Origin of the sequence: Lactobacillus melliventris (assembly GCF_013346935.1) — a bacterium.
GTDB lineage: Bacteria > Bacillota > Bacilli > Lactobacillales > Lactobacillaceae > Lactobacillus.
Genome location: NZ_JAAEEB010000004.1, coordinates 15,076 through 37,612 on the forward strand (window position 1 = coordinate 15,076; position 22,537 = coordinate 37,612).

Consider the following 22,537-nt stretch of genomic DNA (forward strand, 5'->3'; position numbering starts at 1 on the left):
TCCTACTTCTCTTGCTGTTTGAGTAATTTTTGGTCAAACACATGATTGTAAAGCACACATAAAATATAACTGATGATTGCAACTGGAAAAGTGTATAGAACTATGCCACTAGGATCAACTGGGTGACCCAGTGATTTCATAGTACTTGCAATAAGTAGAACGCTTGAAGAAGCTACGAATAAATTTTGGGCAAAGAAATTACCAAAATTTTCTGTTGCAGCCGCCCTACCTTTGATTTGGTCTACTTCAAGAGGCGTCAATTCGCTATTAACCTTACCGGCCGCTTGTGCCATTGGATTAATTAGTGGCGCAATAAATTGGACGTGTCCTTGTAGAGATATACCAAAGGCACCAGCAATTTCACGAATGGCTTGGTAAATATCGAAAATACGACCTGGCGTCAATTTTTTCATTTTTTTAATCAAATTAACAGCAGCTTGCTTTAAGCCATGTCTTTCTAAAATACCAATTGTCGGTAAAGTCAGAAAAAACAGGGAAACCATGCGATTATCCATAAATCCTTTACCCAAAATTGTCAAAAACGAGACAAAATCAATTCCTGAAACTAAGGCTGTAATTAAAGCAGCAATAATAACCACGGCTATGGTATCAAGTCCCAGCGCAAAGCCAATCACTATGACTACTATACCTAGTAAACTTAAATATTCCACTAATATTCCTTCCTAATGTAAAGGCAGTATTTATTTATCAAATTCTGATAACTTGTATATTAAACAAAAAAATCCTACCAGCAAGCCCCACAGGATTGCTAGTAGGATTTATTAATTAATTAATAAAAACTAAATTACATCATACCTGGATTGCCAGCACCTGCATTTGGATCAGCGGCAGGTTTTTCTTCTGGTATTTCGGCAACAACGGCTTCAGTAGTCAATAACAAAGCAGCAATAGAAGCAGCATTTTGCAAAGCAGTACGGGTTACCTTAGTTGGGTCGATAATTCCGGCTTCAACCATGTTTTCCCATTCACCGTTAGCTGCATTGTAACCAACTTCGTTTTCTTGGCCTTCAAGCTTATTCAAGATAACTGAACCATCTTCACCAGCATTTTCAGCAATTTGACGAACTGGAGCAGTCAAAGCTTCTAAGACAATGTTAATACCTGTTTGTTCATCAGCATTGTCACCTTTAAGGTCCTTAACAGCATCCTTAACATCTACTAAAGCAGTACCACCACCAGCAACGTAGCCTTCATCAACAGCAGCACGCGTTGAGTTCAAAGCATCTTCGATGCGGTATCTGCGTTCTTTTAATTCAGTTTCAGTAGCAGCACCAACATGAATAACAGCAACGCCACCAGTTAATTTAGCTAGGCGCTCTTGTAATTTCTTCTTGTCAAAGTCAGAAGTGGTTTCTGCAATTTGCTTTCTAATTGAATCTTCACGGTCTTTAATTGCTTCATCTGAACCTGAACCATCAACAATAGTAGTTGAGTCCTTAGTTACAGTAATCCGGCGAGCTTGACCTAATTGGTCAATCTTAGTGTCCTTTAATTCAAGCCCTAAGTCCTCAGTAATAACTGTACCACCAGTTAAAGCAGCAATATCTTGCAGTTGTTCTTTACGACGGTCGCCAAAGCCAGGAGCCTTAACAGCAACAACATTGAATGTACCACGAATCTTGTTCAAAACTAATGTTGGCAAAGCTTCACCAGAAACATCATCGGCAATGATTAAAAGTGATTTGCCTTGTTGCACAATTTCTTGTAACAATGGCAAGATGTCTTGAATGTTAGAAATCTTCTTATCAGTAATTAAGATATATGGATTGTCAAGATCAGCTTCCATCTTGTCATTATCAGTTACCATGTATTGTGACAGGTAACCACGGTCAAATTGCATACCTTCAACTACTGATAATTCAGTTTCGATACCACGTGAGTCTTCAATAGTGATAACACCGTCATTACCAACTTTTTCCATTGCGTCAGCAATTAAATCACCAACTTCTTTTGAAGCTGAAGAAACTGAAGCAACTTGAGCAATTTGGTCTTTTGAAGAAACAGTATGACTAATCTTGTGTAATTCATTTACTACAGCTTTTGTAGCTTTTTCAATACCGCGACGAACACCAACAGGGTTAGCACCAGCAGTAACATTCTTCATGCCTTCACGAATAATTGCTTGGGTCAAAACAACAGCAGTAGTAGTACCGTCACCGGCAATATCATTTGTTTTTTGTGCTGCTTCTGCAACCAACTTGGCACCCATATTCTCATAGTGGTCTTTCAACTCAATTGCCTTGGCAATAGTTACACCATCGTTAGTGATGTCAGGGTTGCCGTAAGATTGCTCTAAAACAACATTTCTACCCTTAGGACCAATAGTTGCCTTAACAGTGTCAGCTAATTTATCAACGCCCTTTAACAGGGAACGTCTTGCTTTTTCTGAAAATTTAATGTCTTTTGCCATATTTTTATGCGCTCCTTAATTACTTAACAATTGCTAAAATATCTTTTTCGTGAAGGACTAAATATTTTTCACCATCGTATTTAACATCTGTACCAGAATACTTGTCGTATAAAACAACGTCACCTTCCTTAACAGTCATAGGTATTTTGTTGCCATTTTCAGCAAAGTTACCTTCACCAACAGCAACTACTTCACCTTCTGTCGGCTTTTGTTTAGCATTAGAAGCCAGGACGATTCCGCCTACAGTCTTTTCTTCTTCTTCTTTAACTTTTACGATCACGCGATCACCAATTGGTTGTAACACGTTTGTCCCTCCTAAAATTAAATTTTAATCTCTTTTATGTGCCATTAGCACTCCTATTTGTCAAGTGCTAACTTACATTTATGATAATAACCCCTTTTATGAAAAAATGCAAGAAAAAATTAGCACTTTGAGTAAAAAAGTGCTAATTTGCTTTTTTAAAACTATTTTTTCTTATCCGAATCAAGAAAGTAAATAAGTGTCTGCAACTCAGTAGCCAAATCAACGTTTTGAATTCTAATGCCACTTGGTGCAGATAAACGAATTGGGGTGAAATTCATGATTCCCTTAATTCCAGCTTCTACCATATCATCAGCAGTTTTTTGAGCAGCCGCAGATGGCACCGTTAAAATCGCAATAGAAATTTGTTGGTCACTAAGCTGCTTTTTAAGTTCACTCATATCATAGACAGGCACACCGCTTAGAATTCTGCCGGTAATTTTTGCATCAATATCAAAAGCACAAGAAATGCGAATATTATTTGAGCGTTTAAAATTGTAATTTAATAAAGCATGACCCAGGTTACCTACGCCAACCAAAGCAACATTTGTTAAAGTGTCTTGGTTTAAAATCTTTTTAAAAAAAGAAAGTAAACTTTTTACATCGTAGCCATAACCCCTTTTGCCCAAAGCGCCGAAATAAGAAAAATCACGTCTGATTGAAGCACTGTCTACCTGAACAGCTTCAGACAATTCAGTCGAAGAAACTTTTTCTTTGCCAGCCTCATTTAAGATAATAAGATAACGGTAATATAACGGCAACCTTTTAGCCGTTGCCGTTGGTATTTTGATTTTTTCCATTTAAGAAGCCTCCAACTTAATTAAGTAACCATAATTCGTTCTTGTGAATTTCTCAGCAATCAATTCTATTTTACCTATAAATTTACGTCATTTGCAAACATTTTTTTCACAATCTTTTAAATTTTAGCATAATGGTAACAGGCTTGATAATAGAAACTGGTATTTTTGCTCTTTTTCTTTCATATATCCATCAAACTCTCACACAAGAATTTCACTACGTATGCTAAAATGGTTTTTAGGTGAAAAATTATGATAATTGCACAAGGACACGATTTAGAAAAACAATTTGGTGCCAACACATTATTTAAAAATGTCAATTTTTCAATTGACGCAAATGCCAGAATAGGTCTGATTGGACCAAATGGTGTCGGTAAAACGACCTTGCTTAAGATTATGACCGGTGAAGAAGAAGCCACACATGGTGACTTCACCATCAATAAAAATATAGATGTCGGCTATATTGCCCAAGAAAATGGCTTAAATGAAAGTAAAACAATTTGGGAAGAAATGTTGTCTGTTTTTACTTCATTAATTAATATGAGCAAAAAAATCACAAGTTTACAGCAAGACATCGCTGCTAACCCTAAAAAAAGTGATTTGTTAAAACAGTATGACCAGCTGCAATTCAACTTTGAGCAGCAAGGAGGGTACACCTACCAGGCTGATATCAAAAGTATTTTGAATGGCTTTAACTTTCCCGAAGAAACTTGGTCCAAAAAAATCGCAAGTCTTTCCGGAGGAGAAAAAACCAGACTTTCATTTGTTAAATTGCTACTGCGCAAGCCTGCTCTGCTATTACTTGATGAGCCTACCAACTACCTTGATTTAGACACTCTGGACTGGCTGGAAAGTTATCTTAAAAACTATTCTGGTGCTATTTTAGTTGTTTCCCACGATCAGTATTTTTTAGATAATTTAGCCACACAGATTTTTGAATTGCAATTTGGCAAATTAACTGTCTTTAAGGGGAATTATTCCGCATACGTTGCTGAACGGCAGCTGCGTGATCGTCAGCAAGAAGAAGCGTATGAAAAGCAGCAAGAGCAAATCAAAAAAGACGAAGAATTTATTCAAAAAAATATTGTCAGAGCCAAAACTACTAAACGAGCACAAAGCCGCCGCAAGCAATTGGAGAAAATGGATAGGATCACTCCGCCAAAACACAAAAGCAAAGTACGCATTAATTTTCAAAGCGAGCGGCCATCTGGTAAAGAAGTTTTAATTTTACGTGATTTAACAATTGGCTATCCAACAAAAACAATGGTTCACAATATTTCTCTGCAAATAAATAAAGGCGACCGCGTAGCCGTAATTGGTCAAAATGGTATTGGTAAATCAACTTTACTTAAAACCGTGATGAAGGAGTTAAAGCCAAAAAAAGGTTCAATTAAGTACGGTGCATCCCTTGATATCGGCTACTATGATCAAGAACTGCAGGGACTTGATCCAACCAAAACGGTAATCGATACAGTTTGGGATCGGCATAAAACAATGCCTGAAAAAGATGTTCGTTCCATTTTAGCCAGTTTTTTGTTTACGGCAAAGGATATTGATAAAACTGTCGGGCAACTTTCAGGTGGTCAAAAGGCCAGATTAACATTAACGGTTTTGTCACTAGAACATAACAACTTTCTGCTGATGGATGAGCCTACTAACCATTTAGATCTTGAGGCCAAAGAAGTATTAGAAAAAGCTTTACAGAATTTTGATGGTACTTTATTGTTTGTTTCTCACGACCGCTATTTCATCAATCAATTAGCTAATAAAATTGTAGAGATCAAAGATGGTACTGCCCAAGTTTATGAGGGTGACTATAGCTATTATTTAGATGAAAAAAACAAGCAAAATATTGTTTCAGAGAACGAGTCGGCAGCAAATAATACGGCAGCAAAAGTAGACGAAAATAAAAATAAGCTTTCTTATCAAGAGCAAAAATTGCGCGATTCACAAAAGCGTAAATTGCAAAGAGAAGTTGAAAATACTGAAAATAAGATTGAACAACTGGAAAAAGAGCAGGAAGATATTCAAAATCAAATGGCTGATCCTGAAATTGCTACTAACTTCGACAAATTAGGTCCTTTGCAGGAACAGCTCACTGAGGTGCAAAAACAACTTGCTGAGGCAAATGATGCTTGGGAAAAAGCACTGACTGAACTGGATAGCTTTGACTAAAATAATCCATATTTTGGAAACGCAACAAAAATAGAAATAAATCTGCCTTCTTGTTTACTATTTCTAAATTTCAACTTACAGTAAATTACCTTGTTAACTATTAATTGATTTTTTGTTTGCAAAACTTGATAAATTTCTGGCTCTATAAAAAATAAATTGGAAAGGTGTACATGTGAAATCCCGTATTACTCTTTAATTATCAATTAGTTAAGGAGGAATAAAAATGAAATATATAGCTGACTAAAATATTGTTTTAGACCAACTCATCAATTTATACACCAGCTTCGGTTGGAGTTCTTATACACAAAATTCTCGGGCAACTACAAAAGGCAGTGGCAAATTTGCTTTTTGCTATTGGCGCTTAGGTTCATAGTCAATTAGTTGGATTAATCAGAGTAGTTTGGTGATGGTCTGACCATCATTTATATCCAAGAGTTACTGGTTAATCCGCTTATCAAAGTCGGGGAATTGGTACGAAAATAATGAATAGCGTATTACAGAATATAATTCTGTCAGACAGAAGGTTTTGTTGACAGAAAATTCCCTTAAAACGCGCATGTTTTATAAGAGTTGTAATTTTAAGCCGTGTGACAAATAAAATTTGATTGCTTTCTACAAAGATTTTTAAGGGATAATAAAAAGACTGGGAAAAAACTATCTTTTCCCAGTCTCCTTTGCTCAATATTTTATCTTTTAGTATTAAGAAGAGCTTACAACAATCTAATTAACTTTATCATGATACGTACCTTATTACCTAGTTAGAATAGATGATACTTTAGCACTAAAATTTACACAGCAAGGCAAGATATTATTGAATATTAAATCTGCAAATACTTGTTTAATCAAAATGGGAGACTCTTTTGAAATGAGTCTCCTATTGTGTAATGGTAAGTATGTTATTACTTGTTATATATTTTTACACTTAGTTTTAAAAGAATTTTTGGGTAAGTATAATTTAAATAAAACAAATGAATCCTTTAAAGTCATGATAACACTAAATTAGAAGTAAAAATGTTGATTTACAAAATATAAAATTTTATTCTTTATATTTTATATGACTGGACAGTGAAATCATAATAGTAATTATTAAAATTGAGCAGCACAGTGTTAAAAGCCCTGTCGTATAGTTCAACTGCACATTTTGATAATTCATTCCTAAATTGCCAGATACTATGTCAACTGCGTTCAGGTAAGTCATTGGCAACCAGGCGCAAATCTTACGCAGCGGCTCAACGATCATAGTTGCAATGTTAAGCCCAGGAACAAGTAAAATAGCGATAAGTAATGCTGATAATTTATCACGAAAAATTCGGGCAAGTAATTGAACTAAGACAACCTCGAAGATCAAGGTAAGTGCCTGCAATACAATTACTTTAATAATAAAACTGCCAGTAGATACACATTCAATAAGAGTCCTACCACCTGTATATTGACCAATGATATAAGGAAAGAACAAACTACCTGTACCAGAAATAAGGGAAGCTACAATAAATAATACTAAATTAATCGCTAAAAAACTACCAAGAGTCAGGACTATTCCTGCTATGGTATTCGAAATCATTAAATTATTTTTTTCAAGCGGTAATAACTGCGCCGTATCTAATTTTTGGTGGTAAGAATCAGTTAAAAGCAAAGTTAATAAAAACAGAGCAACAAGAGTAAATACGTAAGGCAAATATTGCTGATTTAATTGCAGTAAGAACTGCCAGCCTGTTACTGGCATATCCTGACTTTCATAAGGCAAAGGCTCATGGCGTAAATAGTTAAAGAATTGCAGCTTTTTCTCTACATTTATTTTTGAATTAAGGCCTGCTGAATCTTGGCCATTTGATGTAATAGTTTGTTCTTGCTTTTTTTGGTGCCACATAATCGTGTAGGCTTTGCGCCAGTTACCTTTATTTGCCGCATTTAGAATTTGTTTATCTTGCTTAACTACTTCTTGGTTTTGCTTAATAGTAGATTTAGTATCATTGTAAATCTCAGTTTTCGATTTTTGTTTATCGTGCTTAAGTAATCTTTGCTGCCGGTTAATTTCTTTTTGGCGGTATGCAATCTCTGATTTAGACAACGCCTGCAAGGAAAATTGGGGATTAGTGCGTATATTCATGAATAAGACAATACCCATTAATAAGAGTATAATTGCTAAGCAAACTGGGGTTAGCTTATTCTTAAATACTTTTTTAAGCTGAAAAGCCAGATAGGACATTATGCCAGTCTCCCATTTCTATGTGTAACAGTTGTAAGGCGATCAATTAAAAGTACCAACAACAACAATAATATAGAACTTAGTGTTAAGGTAAACACACCATTTGAAAAGTTAATCGCGGAATTATCCATTGCATAGGCTGTTTGGTTTGATACAACATTTAAAGCTCCTAAATAAGTACCAGGAAGCCACTGCGCAATCTTCTCTAGCGGAATAATAAAAACTGTAACAAAATGACCGCCTAATAAAAGCAATAGCGAAACTAACAGAGTCGGTAACTGGTTATGAAAAATTTTAGCAATTAGCTGTACAAGCAAAACCATAAATATGAAATTTAAGAGCTGCAGTATAACTGCTTGGGGCAACAATTTGGCAGTCGGAACAATTCCCGGCACCAAGTGGTCGCTAACCAGATGGTGAATGATGTAAGGATAGTCACTGCGACCAGTACCAAAAATGCTCGCTGCTCCCCCGAAAACTAATAAGTTTAGTAAAAGAAAAATAAAGCTGACGACCACTAACCCAGCAATATTATTAGTCAATGTACTTTGCAAGCGATTAATTGGCAAGACAGTGGAAATGTCAAGACCATTTTTATAAGAACCAGTAAATAAATAAGTCAAAATAAATATCATTACCAAACTAAATAAGGCAGGCCAATAGTTTGCATTCAAATCTAACAAAAATTGTATTCCGGTAACTGCGTTATCGCTTTCATAAGGCATAGGGTGAGCTATGAGATACTTTAAACGCAGTATTACACTTTTATATCCATCTTTTTCATCCGAGCTTAGATCAGTCAATTTGCCTTTTTGTTCCCTTTTTAATTTGGTCTCATAAACTCGCTTCCAGTGATTATGATTAATATTATCAACAAAGGCTTGATCTTTTCTTAATCCTATTTCAGTTTGTTTGATATCTTTTTCAATGGCCTTATATGATTTTCCTTGCGGTGAATATCGTTTGAGTGCTTGACGATCGGCTTGTAAAGCTTGCTTTTTCATGGCAATCTGACCCTGAGCATCTCCTTTTAAAGAACCTGTACCCATGAGCTGCGTAGACTTCATGTATAGTAAGCCAAAAGAAATTAATAATAAAATAACCAGTGAAATAATTGATAGATTGTGTTTAGTAACTTTTTTAAGTTGCAATGAAAAATATGAGCTCATTGTTCTACCTCGTGCATCATTTGTTTTTGTAAAACGAGCCGGTGTAAGTTATTCACTTTAATCTCGCTGCTATAGTGGGAGGTTAGAATAATACATTTATTATGCTGAGCTACCTCATCATTTAGTCTCTTATAAAGAATTGCGCGACTTTCTTCATCAAGACCGTTAGTGATCTCGTCCATCAAGTAATATTCGGCGCCACTAACTAGGTACATGGCTACAATCAATTTTTGTTTCATTCCAAGCGAATACTTTTTAATCGGGACTTTGACATACTTACGTACACCCAAGAAATCAAGTTCTTGATCAAGGTCGACATTAGAATGCCATTGTCTTTTCACGAATTTTAAGTAATCAAGGCTGGTTAAATTGACATTCAACCATTCATTGCTTTCAAAGAAAAAAAGCTTACGCTTATTTTTGGCATACGGCTTTCCGTCCAATAAGACTTTACCAGAAGAAGCTGGAATTAGATCCGTAACAGCACGCAAGAAACTTGTTTTACCAGAACCGTTTTCTGCAGCAATTTGATAAAATTGACCGGGTGCAAATTGATAAGAAAAATCGTGCAGGATCGGCTGCCTGGTTTTGAGCGAAAGGTTTTGTACTGTTAACATCATTGTCTCCTTTGTTGAATAGTAAATTAATTTAAAAATGATAGGGTTACTATAATTTAGCCTACCATAATTTTATTGTTTTTTGATTAGAAATTTAAACGTATCCCTATTTATTGATAGAAACTTGTTTGTATTTGAGTTTTATTAATAGTCTATCCGTATAAAATTCATAATCAAATTGATTATCAAATTTTGTATTTTTGAACTTTTTAAAATATGCTAACAGCTAGGATCATCAATGAATGAAATAAACTAACCATTTGATTTTCTCCCTTACCTGTTTGACTTTATTATATTCAGGTAGGAAAACTAAATTAAAAAATGTCACATATGACTTTTTAAAAACATATGTGACATTTTTTATTTCTTAATACTACTGTCTAAAAGTTCTTGCAATCCGATACTGTAGCTATTCACCAGCTGTCATTTTGTATACTCTGATCATTTAGTAATTGATACATAAATATAATGTTTAAAATACTTGGGCTCAAAACACATAATGATAAAAAAGAGTCTGGAAAAACTATTTCAAGAACAATAAAAAGACGTTGAATTCAACGCCTTCTTTCGTATGCTTTTTGTCTTGACCCTGATATTATTTACTTTATTGCAGCATTTCGGATGCATAAGGTAGTTCTAATGATGCATCAGCATCTAAAGTTAGATCAGCAAATTTTCCTTCTTGATATAAATTGTATGCCGCTGCACCAATCATCGCAGCATTGTCACCGCAAAGCTTTATATCAGGCAAAATGACTTTGGGCTGAATATTTTGCGGTAAACTTGCTATTTCACTATTCATTCTGTCCCGTAAACCATGGTTAGCGGCTACACCACCCCCCATGATGAAAGTCTGCGGCTGATACTGCTTAATTGCCCTAATTGTTTTAGTTGCTAAAACATCAATTACTGCGGCTTGAAAACTGGCCGCTAAGTCATATTTATTTAGTTTTTGGTTAATTTGTTCAGCGTGATGACAAGTATTAATGAATGCACTTTTTAGCCCTGAAAAAGAAAAGTCGTAATCATCTTCTTTAATCATTGCCCGGGGAAAATTAAAGGTATCCTGCCCCTGGTGAGCCCATTCATCTATTGTTTTACCAGCTGGATAATTAACTCCTAAAACTCGGCCGATTTTATCATAAGCCTCTCCTGCCGCGTCATCTCTAGTATCACCAACTATTTCAAAATGGGTCGGGTCTTTTAGTAAAACAATTTCAGTATGTCCACCAGAAACTTGCAGTGCAAGAGCCGGATAAGTAATCTCTTCTTTTAATTGTGCTGCCATAATGTGGCCCATAATATGATCAACACCAATTAGTGGGATGCCTGTAGCCATGGAAGCAGCTTTAGCTGCACTGACACCAATTAACAGGGCTCCGACTAATCCAGGTCCATAAGTTACGGCAATAGCATCGATATCATTCCAGGTAACTTTTGCTTCACTTAACGCTTCCCTGGTAATTTGCGTTATCACTTCAATGTGATGGCGACTGGCTACTTCGGGAACGACCCCTCCAAAACGCTGGTGACTTTTAATTTGAGTTGCCACTATCAAGCTTTCAACTTCTCTGCCATTTTTAACAACAGAAGCCGAAGTCTCATCACAAGAACTTTCAAAAGCTAAAATCCGGATGTCTTTTTTATTTACCAATTTAATTTCCTTTCTTTTAGTCACTTGCCAATTTAAGCACCATGTTAAACGCGTTTTGCTTAGAGTCCTGATAATAATTGGGCCAGACGAAAGTTGTAACAAAACCTAATTTTTGATATAACTTTTGGGCATTCAAATTATCCTCTCTTACTTCCAGGCTAAGTTCCTCACAGCCTTTTTCTTGGGCAATTTCAATTACTTTTCTGATTAAATAAGTACCTATGCCTCTTTTTTGCCAAGCGGAATCAACCATTAAATTGGTAATGTGCGCCTTACTATTATCAATTCGGACACCAATTAGCCCAACTACCAATTGCGACTGCAGAACAAGTAAATAAAGTGAATTCTTTTTGCCCAATTCAGTTTGAAAAATTGCTCCGCTCCAAGGCTCCTCTCCTTGATATAAACTTTGCTCAAGTAACAAGATCGCAGAAATGTCCTCAAATTGAGCTTGTCTAATATCCAGGATAGAGTGCTTTATAATGAATTTTTCTGGAGTAAAGTTAACAAACTTTTTCTTTTGCGCCACAAATAAAAAAGGCCAGAAACACTTAAATTTCTTCCACATAGTTACTGTCAGGTTTGTATGCTTCTCCGGTCTTTTTATGCCAATCAATTTCAGCTTGTGTGCGCCGTAAATAGTTTGGCAACAACTGGTCAGGATCATCGGGTTGAGCATCCACAGCCAACTTACCTATTAAACCAGCATGAACAATGTTTTGTTTTTCTGTTCCAAAATTAAAGGGAATATTTATCTTTTTGATGGCCTCTTTTTGTTTTTCAAAGCCAGAACCAACATAAATAACATTTTCCAGATTGTTATCTGCACAATATTCTGCTACTGCGCTTAAAAGTGTGTCAATATGATAGTGCCCATCAGGTATTACACATTCAGGACCCCAATCATCTTCCTTATTGACATAAGCACCCGCAAAGTAATTGTCATTACGAGCATCAATCCCAGCCACTATTAAAGTGTCTTTTTCTGCACAACTAGTTGCCAATGCTTGTAAGGTAGAAATGCCTGCTACACCTTTATGTAAAATGCTGGCAAACATTTTTACTGTCGTAACACCAATACGTAAACCAGTGTATGAACCTGGTCCAATTGCAACGGCAAAACGATCAATTTCTGCTAATCTTAGATTATTTTCTTTCAAAATTTCGGCAATTAATGGGTCCAAATGTGCGCTGTGATTACGCTGATCAAATTCATTCTTTTCCATAATTACTTTAGCACCATCATTTAAAGCCACACTTAAATTATTTGTCGCAGTCGACATACTCAAAATTTTCATTCTAAAATATTTTTACTCTTTTCGAAAATTATCTGTTAATCCTAACCCTTGAAATTGCGTTTAAAACAAAATAACTAACAATCATTTCCACCCAGGGGGTAATGGCTTCCTTCGGAATTCTTTGAATAAGTGCAACGGAATAGTCAATGCCATATAAAAGGTGAACCCAAAGTGTATTTAAGCCGATATTAACAACAACTGTCACTAATAAAGTTGCCAAAATAATGCGCCAAATTTTGACTGGCTTTTGATAAAATACCAAGCCATAAATAAACGGACCAATCATTGCACTCAGGGTAAAGCCGATAAAAAAGCCCCCTTGATTACCGAATAAAGCCGATGAAACCAAGTCACTAATTCCACCGCCAACGCTACCCCAAACAGGCCCAAATAAGAATCCCAGCATTACGCTTCCGATGAAGCCCAAACTTACATGAACAACAGTTGATCCGACTGTAAAACGACTAAGAATGATCTTCATTGCGACAATAATTCCTAAGAGTACAAGATCACGCAATTCGACCTTAAACATTTCTTTAATAGTCATTTGGAACACTTTCTTTCTTTAATTAAATTATGTTAGAACACAAAAAATAATTATATTATATTTTGCGCCAAGTTAGTTCACAAACAGCTTTATCCTTTTTGTCTTCATCCGCAATCGCATGAAATGATTTTATAGTGTCACCATCTTTGATTAAGTTTACACATGCATATGGCGTTTGCGCATAACGGACCTCAAGATTAAATTTAATATCAATAGTCTTGACGACATGATTTTTTAAAAAATCGCGGTCAAGCGTATCAAGAAACCAATTAAAATAGTGACCATTAGTCATGTGATGGTTGGTATCCAAATCATCATAGCGTACGCGATACTGCCGTTTTCTCTCGTAATTTTCCTGGACCCGCAGTCTTGGAAAACGAGGCAGCTTTTTCAAGAGTGGTATTCCCAATTCAGCCATCATTTCCTTATCAGTTGATACTAATTTGCGGGTCTTTAAATCAAATAAAACCCATTCACTCTTTACTGTTATCAACTCATTTCCAGTCTGATCGGTAAATACATAATTTCTATATTCCAAAAAACGGTTATAGCCAAATGGCTCAGTTGTAAGTATAATTTCTTCATTTGGATGGGGCAGGCGGGCAATTTCCATATGATATTGCGTCACGACCCAACCTAATCCCCTCTTGGTCAAAGCGTTAGTACTACCATTACCTGAATCTAATTGATGCTCCGAAACACTCATCATCAAATCAATCATCGCAGGTAATTTTAAATTTTTATTTTCATCACATTCATAATAATTTACAATATGTTTTTCACTGTACTTCATAATTTCACCTACTTTTGATGATAACGTTCATATAACTCATTTTTTGAAACGTGATTTTCCTGAGCAATCTCCTTAATTGCCATTTTTTTGCTTTTTCCTTTAGCAACCAACTGCTCTACTAACGCAATTAGTGCAGTCCAAGATAATTTTTCAGCTTGCTTGGTATTTGGTGAAACCAAAATCACAAATTCACCTCTCGGCGCATTTTGCTCAAAGTAATTAGTTACTTCACTGATTGTACCACGAACAAATTCCTCGTGAATCTTAGTCAGTTCTCTGGCGACAACAATTTGACGCTCAGAATCCAGAATTTCGGACAAATTATTAAGAGTTTTAACCAATCTATGTGGTGCTTCATAAAAAACAGAAGTTGCGCGTGCTTTATTCATTTGTTCAAAAAAGGATTTTTGCTCACTCTTTTTCCGCGGTAAAAAGCCATAATAAGTAAATGGCTGAGCATCAAAGCCAGAGGCAATCAAGGCAGTAGTAAAGGCGGAAGCACCTGGTAAAGGGACAACTGGAATATTATTCTTGATACACTCTTGGACTAAAATATAACCCGGATCAGAAATGACGGGCATTCCAGCGTCACTAATTTCTGCGATAACTGCACCCTTCGTCATTAATTTAATCAATTCGGGCGCTCTTTCCTTTGAATTATACTTATGAAAGGAAAGCATATGATTATGAACCCCAATTTTTTCAAGTAGGATGCCACTTGTTCTGGTATCTTCAGCTGCGATATAATCAGCTTCCTGTAAAACTTTTTTTGCTCTAATTGTAATGTCTTCCAAATTACCAATCGGAGTTGGCACTAGATAAAGCTTACCATTTTCTTGGGCATAACTACTTTGCCTCTGCATTTGATCAGTCCTTTAATGTTTCTTCTTTTTTTCACCGAAATTATCAAGAATATCCAGGCAAAACATGCAGTCTGTATTAGGATCACGGTGAGAGCCATAGTACATATTACAAATATGATAACCTGAGCTGTAAATTTGCCGCAAAGATTCAAGGCCACTTTGAGTTTTTACGGTACTATTGTGGGCATTATTCATTTTGTCCATTTTTTCGCGCAGCAATTGATTCTCTACTTTTAATTCAGTATTTTCTTTTAAAGTCTCTAAAATACTATTCTCTAAACTTTCGATTGTTTTGGTCATGCTGACCATCGAATCGTGAAGCTGCTCCAACTTTGAATATGAATCCACCACGAACACCTACCGTTTCCACTGCAAAGCAAGAAAATCAAGTAAATTACGAAAACTAACATTGCTGTACTGCATCTTATCAATTTCAAGCAAATACTTTAGCATTCTTGCTCCATCATCTTGATGATTATTTTCTAATTCCTCTTGTGCCCATTTCTTAAGTAAAAAGAGAATATAATTTTGTTCACTTTTGCTTCTTGCTATTTCTGCCAACTGGTGCGCGCTGACAAGTGATAATGAGTTGTGCTCAATCATTTCTTGGTAAAAATATTTAGTATCTTTATCTAATTTAGTTGTATCTTCCAGCTCACTAACTTCACTAGGACTGAAGCCATTTGCTAATAATTCCGCACTTTTACCATTCTCTTTTTCATTATTCGCAAAATTAATAATCTGAGTACGTGACCGAATTGTTGGCAAAATTTGATCAGTATTATTGGTGATTAAAATTGTAACGACAGGTGCAATAGGCTCTTCTAGTAAATTAAGCAAAGCATTAGCTGCAGGCAAAGTTAACTTTTGTGCTTCATTAATAAAAAAGAAACGGACACTGCTTTGAACCGGACTTTTAGCCAGTTCTTCTTTTAAAATGCGCACTTGATCGATGCCCAAAGTTTGCTTGCCTTCGGGCTTTACCAGCAAAACATCCGGGTGATTGCCTGAAATAATCTGCCGGCAGTTCTGACAAGTACCATCTGGTTTTTTACTACCACTACAATTAAAAAGACAGGCTAACCAATAGGCTGTATTTAAAGCCTGAATTTCATTAGCATCAACGAATAAATAACTGTGCGCCAGTTTATTTTGTTCAAATGCCTGACGCAAAAGTTCAGTTTGCTTCTGGCCCGCTTCCTTAATATTGACAGACATTAGAATTGCTTAAATTCTTCAACAGGCAAGACAAAGCAAGTAGCCCCACCAACTGTAATTTTTATCGGTTGACTACTAATATCAAAGCCTGTCATTACCATATTCGGATTCATATATTCTTCACGTGATTTGGATTCATCCTTGATAATACGCAAAACTTGTTTAACATGCTTATCATCTATACCGATAAGAAAGGTCGTATTACCTTCACTAAGAAATCCACCTGTTGTAGCAAGTTTAGTTGCGCGAATACTCTCTTTAACAAAGGTACGCTGCAAACGGTTAGCATCTTCTTTTTGAACAATTGCAACTATTAATTTCATCTTAATCAGTCCTTTAACAAATCTGCTGGTAATCGGTTTGCAATTATTTTAACACAATCCTCTACAACCAAATTGAGTGGTTTATTTGCATTAACTACCACTATTCTTTTAGGATAAGCTTGATTTACTTCTTGATAGCCCCGGTAAACTTTTTGATGAAAAATTAATTTTTCCTGTTCCAAACGGTCTTCTTGACCAGCTCGTTCTTGGGCAATCCTGTCTAAGCCAATTTGCGGTTTAACGTCGAGAAAAATAGTGAGATCGGGTTCAATTTTACTGGTGGCAAAATCATTAATCTGTTTCACAGCGGCAATACCCAAATCTCGTCCTGCTCCTTGATAAGCAAGTGAACTATCAACAAATCGATCAGAGAAAACTACCTTACCAGCTTTAAGAGCCGGTATCACAGTTTCAAACATGTGTTGGCTGCGAGAAGCTGCATAAAGCAATGCTTCAGTTTTAGCGGACATTTCTTCATTCACAGGATCCAAAATTAATTGCCGGATTTTTTCTGCAATTTTTGAGCCTCCAGGTTCCCTAGTTACTAGATATTGTGTCTTAAGTCTAGGACCTATTTGAGCTACAACCTGCTTTAAAACTGTACTTTTTCCTGACCCATCTGGTCCTTCGAAACTGATAAAATAACTTTTCATAAAACTCTCCATGTCTCTATTTTACAAGAGTTCTCTTTATATGAACACCCCAACGTACTTTTAATTTTTGTGCAAAATAAAAAGTCCTTTCACTAAGGACTTTTTAGTCTGAAATCGCATTAGAAAAACCACTAAATCTTGTATTACGATGACGAGCTTCATTATATAAAAAAGAATATTTTGCTCTTAAAATTTTACCTGATACCACGTTATCCTCAGACATATCAAGTGTCGTTGGATCAAGATTTTTTTGAACAGCAATTTGTTCCTGCAAATCTTCAATTGTGGCCATTAGCAATTCGTCACCCATTTTTTTAACTTTATTACGAGCCATTAGATTGAAGTTCTCCCTTGTACCGCTCTTTTTAAAGTAATCGAATTAGCATATTCAATATCACTACCGACAGCCAAACCAGCAGCCAGGCGGGTTACTTTAATTCCAGCAGGCTTAATTAGTTTGCTAATATACATCGCTGTTGATTCACCTTCGGGAGTTGAATTTAAAGCTAAAATAACCTCTTTGACATCATCCTGTTTTTGCAAGCGAACAATCAGTGACTTAATATTAATTTCTTCTGGCCCAATACCATCCATTGGTGATAAAACACCGTGCAGAACATGATATAGACCACTATATTCACCCATGTCTTCAAAAGCCATCACGTCTTTAGGCTGTTCAACCACCATAATAGTCGACTGGTCACGTTCAGGATTACTGCAGATTAGGCACGGATCCTTTTCCGTAATGTTGCCACAAATAGAACAGCGATGAAGCTTTTCTTTTACCTCTGTTAGTGCTGTACTAAAGCCGTGAACATCTTCATCTGGCATATCAAGAGTATAAAAAGCAAGCCTTGTTGCTGTTTTTTCACCAATACCAGGTAATTTCATATAAGAATCAATTAAATGCGCAATCGGTGCTGGATATTGCAATTAAATCATACCCTTCGTATACTTGCCTAAACTTTGCTGCGTAGCTTGATCAATTTCTTGCAGACCTTTGTTAACGGCATCAATAACTAAATCTTGCAGCATATCTGGATCATCTGGGTCGATTGCATCCTTTTTAATGGTAATATTTTTTAATTTACGATCACCACTAAAAGTAGCTACGACTAAATCATCTGCAGATTTGCCCACAAATTCCTGGGCGGTAATATTTTCTTGTTCCTGAGCCATTTGCTCTTGCAATTTTTTGGCCTGTTTCATCATTTGTTGCATATTCATACCGCCCATGGCACCAAAATTAGGTCTTTTACTCATTATCTTGTCTCCTTAAATTCTAGTCTTTAACATTTACTGTGTCACCAAATAACTCTTTGGCTTTATCCACTATCTGCTTATCTGATTCAGCCTGTTCTGATTCTGAATCTTTTTGCTTTTGCTTATCAAGTAATTCTTTACCATGTTTCTGTATAAATTCTTTACGTACTGTGGCCCAATCTTCATCAGGTACTAGCACTATTTCATAATTATGCTTAGTAAATTTAGCAATTTCTTCAGTCAAAATATCTAATAAATTGCCATCTTCACTAGCTTTTTCAAACCAAAGGGTGTATTTACATTTCATTACTACTTGATTCGCACTAGCAGCAACCGGCTCAAGTACATCTAACAAAGCTCTTTGCGAAACACCCAAAACAGATTGCAAATCGGGCCAAACATTTTTGATAGCGGTGAGGTCATCCTTCGTGGCATTTTCTAACACATGGTAAACTTGCTTACGATTTTGTTGATTGGCCTTTTTTCTGTTTTTATTTGCTTTTTTAGGTTTGGCGGCAGACTTTATTTTAGAACCTTTGCCATTGTTTTTATCAAATCGGTCGGCTGCAACATTGTCAAGATGAAAAATCTGATCGCTGTTCCTAGTTTGTTTTTTACTTAAACTGGCAACTTTTTTGGTTAAAGCCGTAACTTGCTTCTTTAACGCTGCTATTTCTTTCGTCAAATCCGGGTCAGCATTTTGAGAATTGGCAGACCCTGATATAACATTCTTAGAGTCCGCCGTACTAACCTTTTTCCCAGCACATTCAACTACAAATACTTCTAGCGGAATTTGTTGCTGATTAGTATAACGTAAATCATTTAATGCGGTATTAGCCGCAGAAATTAATTGAAAATAGCGTTTAGGAGCAACTTCCTTAATCTGTTCAATAAAGTCATCGTTTAAAAAGAGGTTCTGGCTACTGTCATTGGTTTTAATAACCATTAAGGCATTAGTCGCCATTTCAATAAGTTCATCTAAAATATTTTTCGTACTAGCACCATTAGCAAGTTCGGTTTGTGCTAAAGATAATGCTTTAGTTGCATCCTCATTCAATATAGCTAATAAAATCTGTTCAATTTTTTCTTTAGCGGCAAATCCAGTTATTTCAAGAGCCGAATCATACTCAACTTTGTTTTTGTCAAAACTCAACAGTTGGTCTAAGATACTCAAAGCATCCCGCATACCACCATCAGCTACCTGAGCAATCACAGCCAAAGCCTTATCTTCATAACTGATCTTTTCTTGCTCCAGTATATACTTCATTCGCTTTTCTAGGTCTGCTTGAGAGATACGCTTGAAATTGTAACGCTGAGTTCTTGATATTATTGTTGCCGGCACTTTTTGCAGTTCAGTAGTAGCTAAGATGAAAACAACGTGCTCTGGCGGTTCTTCTAATGTTTTAAGCAAAGCATTGAATGCACCCATTGACAACATATGGACTTCATCAATGATATATACTTTGTATTTACCCTGAGTTGGTGCGTATTTTACTTTATCTCTGATGTCGCGTATTTCATCAACACCATTATTGGAAGCCGCATCAATCTCCATAATATCCGCCATTGCACCTTTATCAGCTGCCAGGCAATTAGCACATTTATTACATGGTTCACCGTTTTGCAGGTTGGTACAATTCAAAGCTTTAGCAAAGATCTTGGCACAGGAAGTTTTCCCAGTACCACGTGGCCCAGCAAATAAAAAGGCATGGGAGATTGTACCGCGCTTAATTGCATTTTTCAAAGTATCCGTAATATCATTTTGACCAATCACACTAGCAAAAGTGCGCGGTCTCCATTTGCGGTATAACGCTTGATAAGCCATTGATCAGTCTTCCCTAGTAAAAAACTCTTAACTCTTGCGAAAGAGTTAAGAGTTTGTAATTATCTAATAAAAGGCACATGCCCGAGCAACCTTAGTGCTGCTACCTTCCGGTCCTGACACGCTTTGGAGGTCAAACATTGCCCATAAGATATATTACCTTATTTTACAGTATTTTTCCACTAATTTGCGAAATTTTTACCAGAGTCTTTTGCTGCTTTCTGCTTTTGTCTGATCTCTTTGAAAAAGCTTTTCAGCATTTGACTGGCTTCTTCACGATATAATCCCCGAATTACGTGGGGATGATGGTTAAATTTGGCTATTTCAAAAAGGTTAACCACGCTGCCAGCTGCACCAGCTTTAGGATCAAGTGCACCAAAAAAGACATTTTTAATGCGGGAATTAATAATTGCACCCGCACACATTGGACAAGGCTCTAAGGTGACAAAAAGACTGCAGTCAATTAAACGCCAGGTACCGAACTTTGAGCAAGCTTGCCTGATTGCAATCATTTCGGCATGTTGCGTCGCGTCTTGGTCTAATTCTCGCCGGTTAAACCCTTCTCCAATAACTTGCCCATCTGGCGCAATTATTACGGCGCCAATTGGAACTTCCCCCAAGCTTTGCGCTTTTTCGGCCTGTTTAAAAGCTAGTTGCATAAAATTCTTTTTGTCAGCGCTTGAAAATGGCATTACCTATTCACCGCCTGCAATACATAGTAACCTTTATCTCTTTTTAATATCACACAGTTACCAAAAGTTTTAATTAGCAATTTGCGCGCACTGGGTTCTCCCTGCTTCTTCTGGATCACGACTAATAAAACACCATTTTGGACAAGATGACTCTTGGCACAATTTAAGATATTAGAAACGACGCTCTTTCCTGCTCGAATAGGCGGATTAGTCACAATTAAACCAAATTTTGGTTCGTCAGAAACATTTTCGTAAACATCTGACTTATAAATATTGACATTTTTTATTCCATTAACTGCAGCGTTTTCTTTCGCCAGAACCAGTCCTCGCTCGTTAATATCAACCATATCTACAGTTTGATCGGGCCAAAATTTGGCTGCAAACAGTCCAATAGGACCATAACCAGTTCCGACATCCAGAATGTTATTTTGAGGGAAAACAATGTTTGCCATTTCTTTAATTAAGACACCTGAACCGTAATCTACGCGCGTTTTGGAAAAAACTCCTGCATCAGTAGTAAATTTAAGATCAATCCCATTAACTTGATAGTCAATGACGCGTTCATTATGCGCGGAAGTAGGATTTTCAGTGAAATACATTTGATTTTCTTTATCAATCATAATTTGCTCATTTCTTAAAACCTTATCTAATTAATTTTAGCGGACAATAGCATTTTTGCAAACAAAATAAAAATCTAACTATGTTAGAAAATTATTTCAAAACATAATTAGATTTATTATTTTTATAATTAAAACTTTTATTTAAGTTTAGTAATTAATAAATTACACCAACTGAAGAATATATCTGCTCGCTTTCATTTTCTGCTATTGCACCCAGACCAATTGTTTTGGCACTCGGATCGAGTAAAATGTCACGGTGACCCCAATTAGATTCAGCATCATTATAGATATATTCGTAAATCATATTGTCAGCAACTAATGCACTGCTTGCGTTTTTCGTAGCATCAAGCAAACTATTGTCTGAGTGGTTCACGTCTACACCCCAAGGAAACATTGCTAAGCATTCCGCTGTACTGTGACGCTTCACTCCAGCTTTATTAAAGAAATCATTCAAAATGAAATTGCCAGCAGCATCTACGTGTGCAAAATTATCAGGTAATAATTTTGTTCTGTTCTGAACTATTTCGTCAAGATTAGCATCTTCACTAACAGCATTGAGCCCACGTTGAGCTCTTTCTTCATTCAATTTTTTTAAAAATTCTTGTCTAAATTCACTAAGAGAAAAACTTTCAATTTTTGCGTTCTTTTTAGCAGTCTGAGTTGTACCTGTATTGGTCGAATTTGGTGGTGTTACTTTATCTTGGGTAGCGGAAGGGTTTGTCGGATTTGCCGGCAACTTTTGTGGTTTTTTAGCTTTCGCTTTTAAAGTAGTAACATCTTTGGCCAAAATCAGCTTATTTTTAGTCACAAAATAAAACTTCTTACCTCTTATTTTGGTGGCTTTTTTGATAACAGTTAATTTTCTGCCCTTTTTCAAAACTATTTTCTTTAACTTGCGCCCTTTATTGTTATATAGATTTGCTTTTCTTTTGACCTTCACCCTTTTTACTGCTGGCGCTTTCAAGACGATACTGCCTGAAACTGACTTAGCTGCAGTAATCCTTGAATCAACAAATAACCCACTTGCAATACTTGTGATTGCTACTGCTGCAGCCACAAGTTTATGATAATTAATCTTTTTCATTTACTTCTCCT

Annotated in this window: 25 protein-coding genes and 1 other RNA gene; 1 reads left to right on the forward strand and 25 read right to left on the reverse strand. The window is 36.2% G+C overall.

The annotated features are described in order from the left end of the window. Positions 1-2: 2 nt before the first annotated feature. The 4 genes from GYV61_RS04435 to GYV61_RS04450 all read right to left on the reverse strand — a co-directional run bounded on the left by GYV61_RS04435 (position 3) and on the right by GYV61_RS04450 (position 3,532). Positions 3-671, reverse strand: coding sequence for a DUF969 domain-containing protein (locus GYV61_RS04435; RefSeq protein ID WP_174794958.1), 669 nt, complete (start codon positions 669-671; stop codon positions 3-5). A 134-nt stretch (positions 672-805) separates the two neighbouring features. Next, the gene (groL, locus tag GYV61_RS04440; protein WP_110446355.1) at positions 806-2,431 is read right to left on the reverse strand and encodes a chaperonin GroEL; all 1,626 of its coding nucleotides are present in this window, start codon (positions 2,429-2,431) and stop codon (positions 806-808) included. A 19-nt stretch (positions 2,432-2,450) separates the two neighbouring features. Beyond that, positions 2,451-2,735 carry a co-chaperone GroES gene (gene groES / locus GYV61_RS04445; protein WP_110446356.1) on the reverse strand — a complete coding sequence of 95 codons (285 nt, stop codon included), beginning with the start codon at positions 2,733-2,735 and terminating at the stop codon, positions 2,451-2,453. 161 nt (positions 2,736-2,896) lie between these two features. After that, the gene (locus GYV61_RS04450; protein WP_110446357.1) at positions 2,897-3,532 is read right to left on the reverse strand and encodes a redox-sensing transcriptional repressor Rex; all 636 of its coding nucleotides are present in this window, start codon (positions 3,530-3,532) and stop codon (positions 2,897-2,899) included. 249 nt (positions 3,533-3,781) lie between these two features. Between GYV61_RS04450 and GYV61_RS04455 the strand changes: the two genes are divergently transcribed. Continuing rightward, the gene (locus tag GYV61_RS04455; protein ID WP_174794959.1) at positions 3,782-5,704 is read left to right on the forward strand and encodes an ABC-F family ATP-binding cassette domain-containing protein; all 1,923 of its coding nucleotides are present in this window, start codon (positions 3,782-3,784) and stop codon (positions 5,702-5,704) included. Between the two features lie 1,036 nt (positions 5,705-6,740). Here the strand turns inward: GYV61_RS04455 and GYV61_RS04460 are convergent. From GYV61_RS04460 to GYV61_RS04560, 21 genes are all read right to left on the reverse strand, one after another. Then, complete coding sequence (locus GYV61_RS04460) at positions 6,741-7,910, reverse strand: hypothetical protein (protein WP_174794960.1); 1,170 nt, start codon at positions 7,908-7,910, stop codon at positions 6,741-6,743. Beyond that, complete coding sequence (locus tag GYV61_RS04465) at positions 7,910-9,079, reverse strand: hypothetical protein (RefSeq protein WP_174794961.1); 1,170 nt, start codon at positions 9,077-9,079, stop codon at positions 7,910-7,912. Before GYV61_RS04465 ends, GYV61_RS04460 begins: the two co-directional genes overlap by 1 nt. Continuing rightward, positions 9,076-9,699, reverse strand: coding sequence for an ABC transporter ATP-binding protein (locus tag GYV61_RS04470; RefSeq protein WP_238786751.1), 624 nt, complete (start codon positions 9,697-9,699; stop codon positions 9,076-9,078). The genes GYV61_RS04465 and GYV61_RS04470 overlap by 4 nt, the downstream gene beginning before the upstream one ends. 601 nt (positions 9,700-10,300) lie before the next feature. Continuing rightward, positions 10,301-11,350, reverse strand: a complete 1,050-nt coding sequence (gene tsaD / locus GYV61_RS04475) for a tRNA (adenosine(37)-N6)-threonylcarbamoyltransferase complex transferase subunit TsaD (RefSeq protein WP_174794962.1) — start codon at positions 11,348-11,350, stop codon at positions 10,301-10,303. A 16-nt stretch (positions 11,351-11,366) separates the two neighbouring features. Next, the gene (gene rimI, locus GYV61_RS04480) at positions 11,367-11,918 is read right to left on the reverse strand and encodes a ribosomal protein S18-alanine N-acetyltransferase (RefSeq protein ID WP_174794963.1); all 552 of its coding nucleotides are present in this window, start codon (positions 11,916-11,918) and stop codon (positions 11,367-11,369) included. Continuing rightward, positions 11,902-12,648, reverse strand: a complete 747-nt coding sequence (gene tsaB, locus GYV61_RS04485) for a tRNA (adenosine(37)-N6)-threonylcarbamoyltransferase complex dimerization subunit type 1 TsaB (RefSeq protein WP_174794964.1) — start codon at positions 12,646-12,648, stop codon at positions 11,902-11,904. The genes rimI and tsaB overlap by 17 nt, the downstream gene beginning before the upstream one ends. Positions 12,649-12,676: 28 nt before the next feature. Beyond that, positions 12,677-13,195: a folate family ECF transporter S component gene (locus GYV61_RS04490; protein WP_174794965.1), complete on the reverse strand. Its 519-nt coding sequence runs from the start codon at positions 13,193-13,195 to the stop codon at positions 12,677-12,679. 55 nt (positions 13,196-13,250) lie between these two features. Beyond that, positions 13,251-13,988 carry an acyl-[acyl-carrier-protein] thioesterase gene (locus tag GYV61_RS04495; protein ID WP_174794966.1) on the reverse strand — a complete coding sequence of 246 codons (738 nt, stop codon included), beginning with the start codon at positions 13,986-13,988 and terminating at the stop codon, positions 13,251-13,253. Between the two features lie 8 nt (positions 13,989-13,996). Beyond that, positions 13,997-14,851, reverse strand: coding sequence for a 16S rRNA (cytidine(1402)-2'-O)-methyltransferase (gene rsmI / locus GYV61_RS04500; RefSeq protein WP_174794967.1), 855 nt, complete (start codon positions 14,849-14,851; stop codon positions 13,997-13,999). A 12-nt stretch (positions 14,852-14,863) separates the two neighbouring features. Then, positions 14,864-15,199 carry a DNA replication initiation control protein YabA gene (gene yabA, locus GYV61_RS04505; protein WP_034980509.1) on the reverse strand — a complete coding sequence of 112 codons (336 nt, stop codon included), beginning with the start codon at positions 15,197-15,199 and terminating at the stop codon, positions 14,864-14,866. Positions 15,200-15,208: 9 nt separating this feature from the next. Continuing rightward, on the reverse strand, positions 15,209-16,069 hold the full coding sequence (locus GYV61_RS04510) for a DNA polymerase III subunit (protein WP_174794968.1): 861 nt from the start codon (positions 16,067-16,069) through the stop codon (positions 15,209-15,211). Next, entirely contained in the window at positions 16,069-16,392 is a 324-nt protein-coding gene (locus GYV61_RS04515) for a cyclic-di-AMP receptor (RefSeq protein WP_046325268.1), read from the reverse strand. Before GYV61_RS04515 ends, GYV61_RS04510 begins: the two co-directional genes overlap by 1 nt. 5 nt (positions 16,393-16,397) lie before the next feature. After that, a complete protein-coding gene (tmk, locus tag GYV61_RS04520; RefSeq protein WP_046325269.1) occupies positions 16,398-17,045 on the reverse strand; it encodes a dTMP kinase in 648 nt (215 codons plus the stop codon). Between the two features lie 103 nt (positions 17,046-17,148). Beyond that, positions 17,149-17,379: a YaaL family protein gene (locus tag GYV61_RS04525; RefSeq protein WP_110446367.1), complete on the reverse strand. Its 231-nt coding sequence runs from the start codon at positions 17,377-17,379 to the stop codon at positions 17,149-17,151. Further along, on the reverse strand, positions 17,379-17,978 hold the full coding sequence (recR, locus tag GYV61_RS04530; protein WP_046325271.1) for a recombination mediator RecR: 600 nt from the start codon (positions 17,976-17,978) through the stop codon (positions 17,379-17,381). The genes GYV61_RS04525 and recR overlap by 1 nt, the downstream gene beginning before the upstream one ends. Then, on the reverse strand, positions 17,979-18,308 hold the full coding sequence (locus GYV61_RS04535; RefSeq protein ID WP_174794969.1) for a YbaB/EbfC family nucleoid-associated protein: 330 nt from the start codon (positions 18,306-18,308) through the stop codon (positions 17,979-17,981). A gap of 19 nt (positions 18,309-18,327) precedes the next feature. Next, the gene (dnaX, locus tag GYV61_RS04540; RefSeq protein ID WP_174794970.1) at positions 18,328-20,133 is read right to left on the reverse strand and encodes a DNA polymerase III subunit gamma/tau; all 1,806 of its coding nucleotides are present in this window, start codon (positions 20,131-20,133) and stop codon (positions 18,328-18,330) included. 55 nt (positions 20,134-20,188) lie between these two features. Further along, an RNA gene (gene ffs, locus GYV61_RS04545) (signal recognition particle sRNA small type) lies at positions 20,189-20,286 on the reverse strand. Positions 20,287-20,312: 26 nt separating this feature from the next. Continuing rightward, positions 20,313-20,822, reverse strand: coding sequence for a tRNA adenosine(34) deaminase TadA (gene tadA, locus GYV61_RS04550; protein WP_233558046.1), 510 nt, complete (start codon positions 20,820-20,822; stop codon positions 20,313-20,315). Further along, positions 20,822-21,442: a class I SAM-dependent methyltransferase gene (locus tag GYV61_RS04555; RefSeq protein WP_110446369.1), complete on the reverse strand. Its 621-nt coding sequence runs from the start codon at positions 21,440-21,442 to the stop codon at positions 20,822-20,824. The genes tadA and GYV61_RS04555 overlap by 1 nt, the downstream gene beginning before the upstream one ends. Positions 21,443-21,596: 154 nt before the next feature. Then, positions 21,597-22,526 carry an SLAP domain-containing protein gene (locus GYV61_RS04560; protein WP_174794971.1) on the reverse strand — a complete coding sequence of 310 codons (930 nt, stop codon included), beginning with the start codon at positions 22,524-22,526 and terminating at the stop codon, positions 21,597-21,599. Positions 22,527-22,537 lie beyond the last annotated feature (11 nt).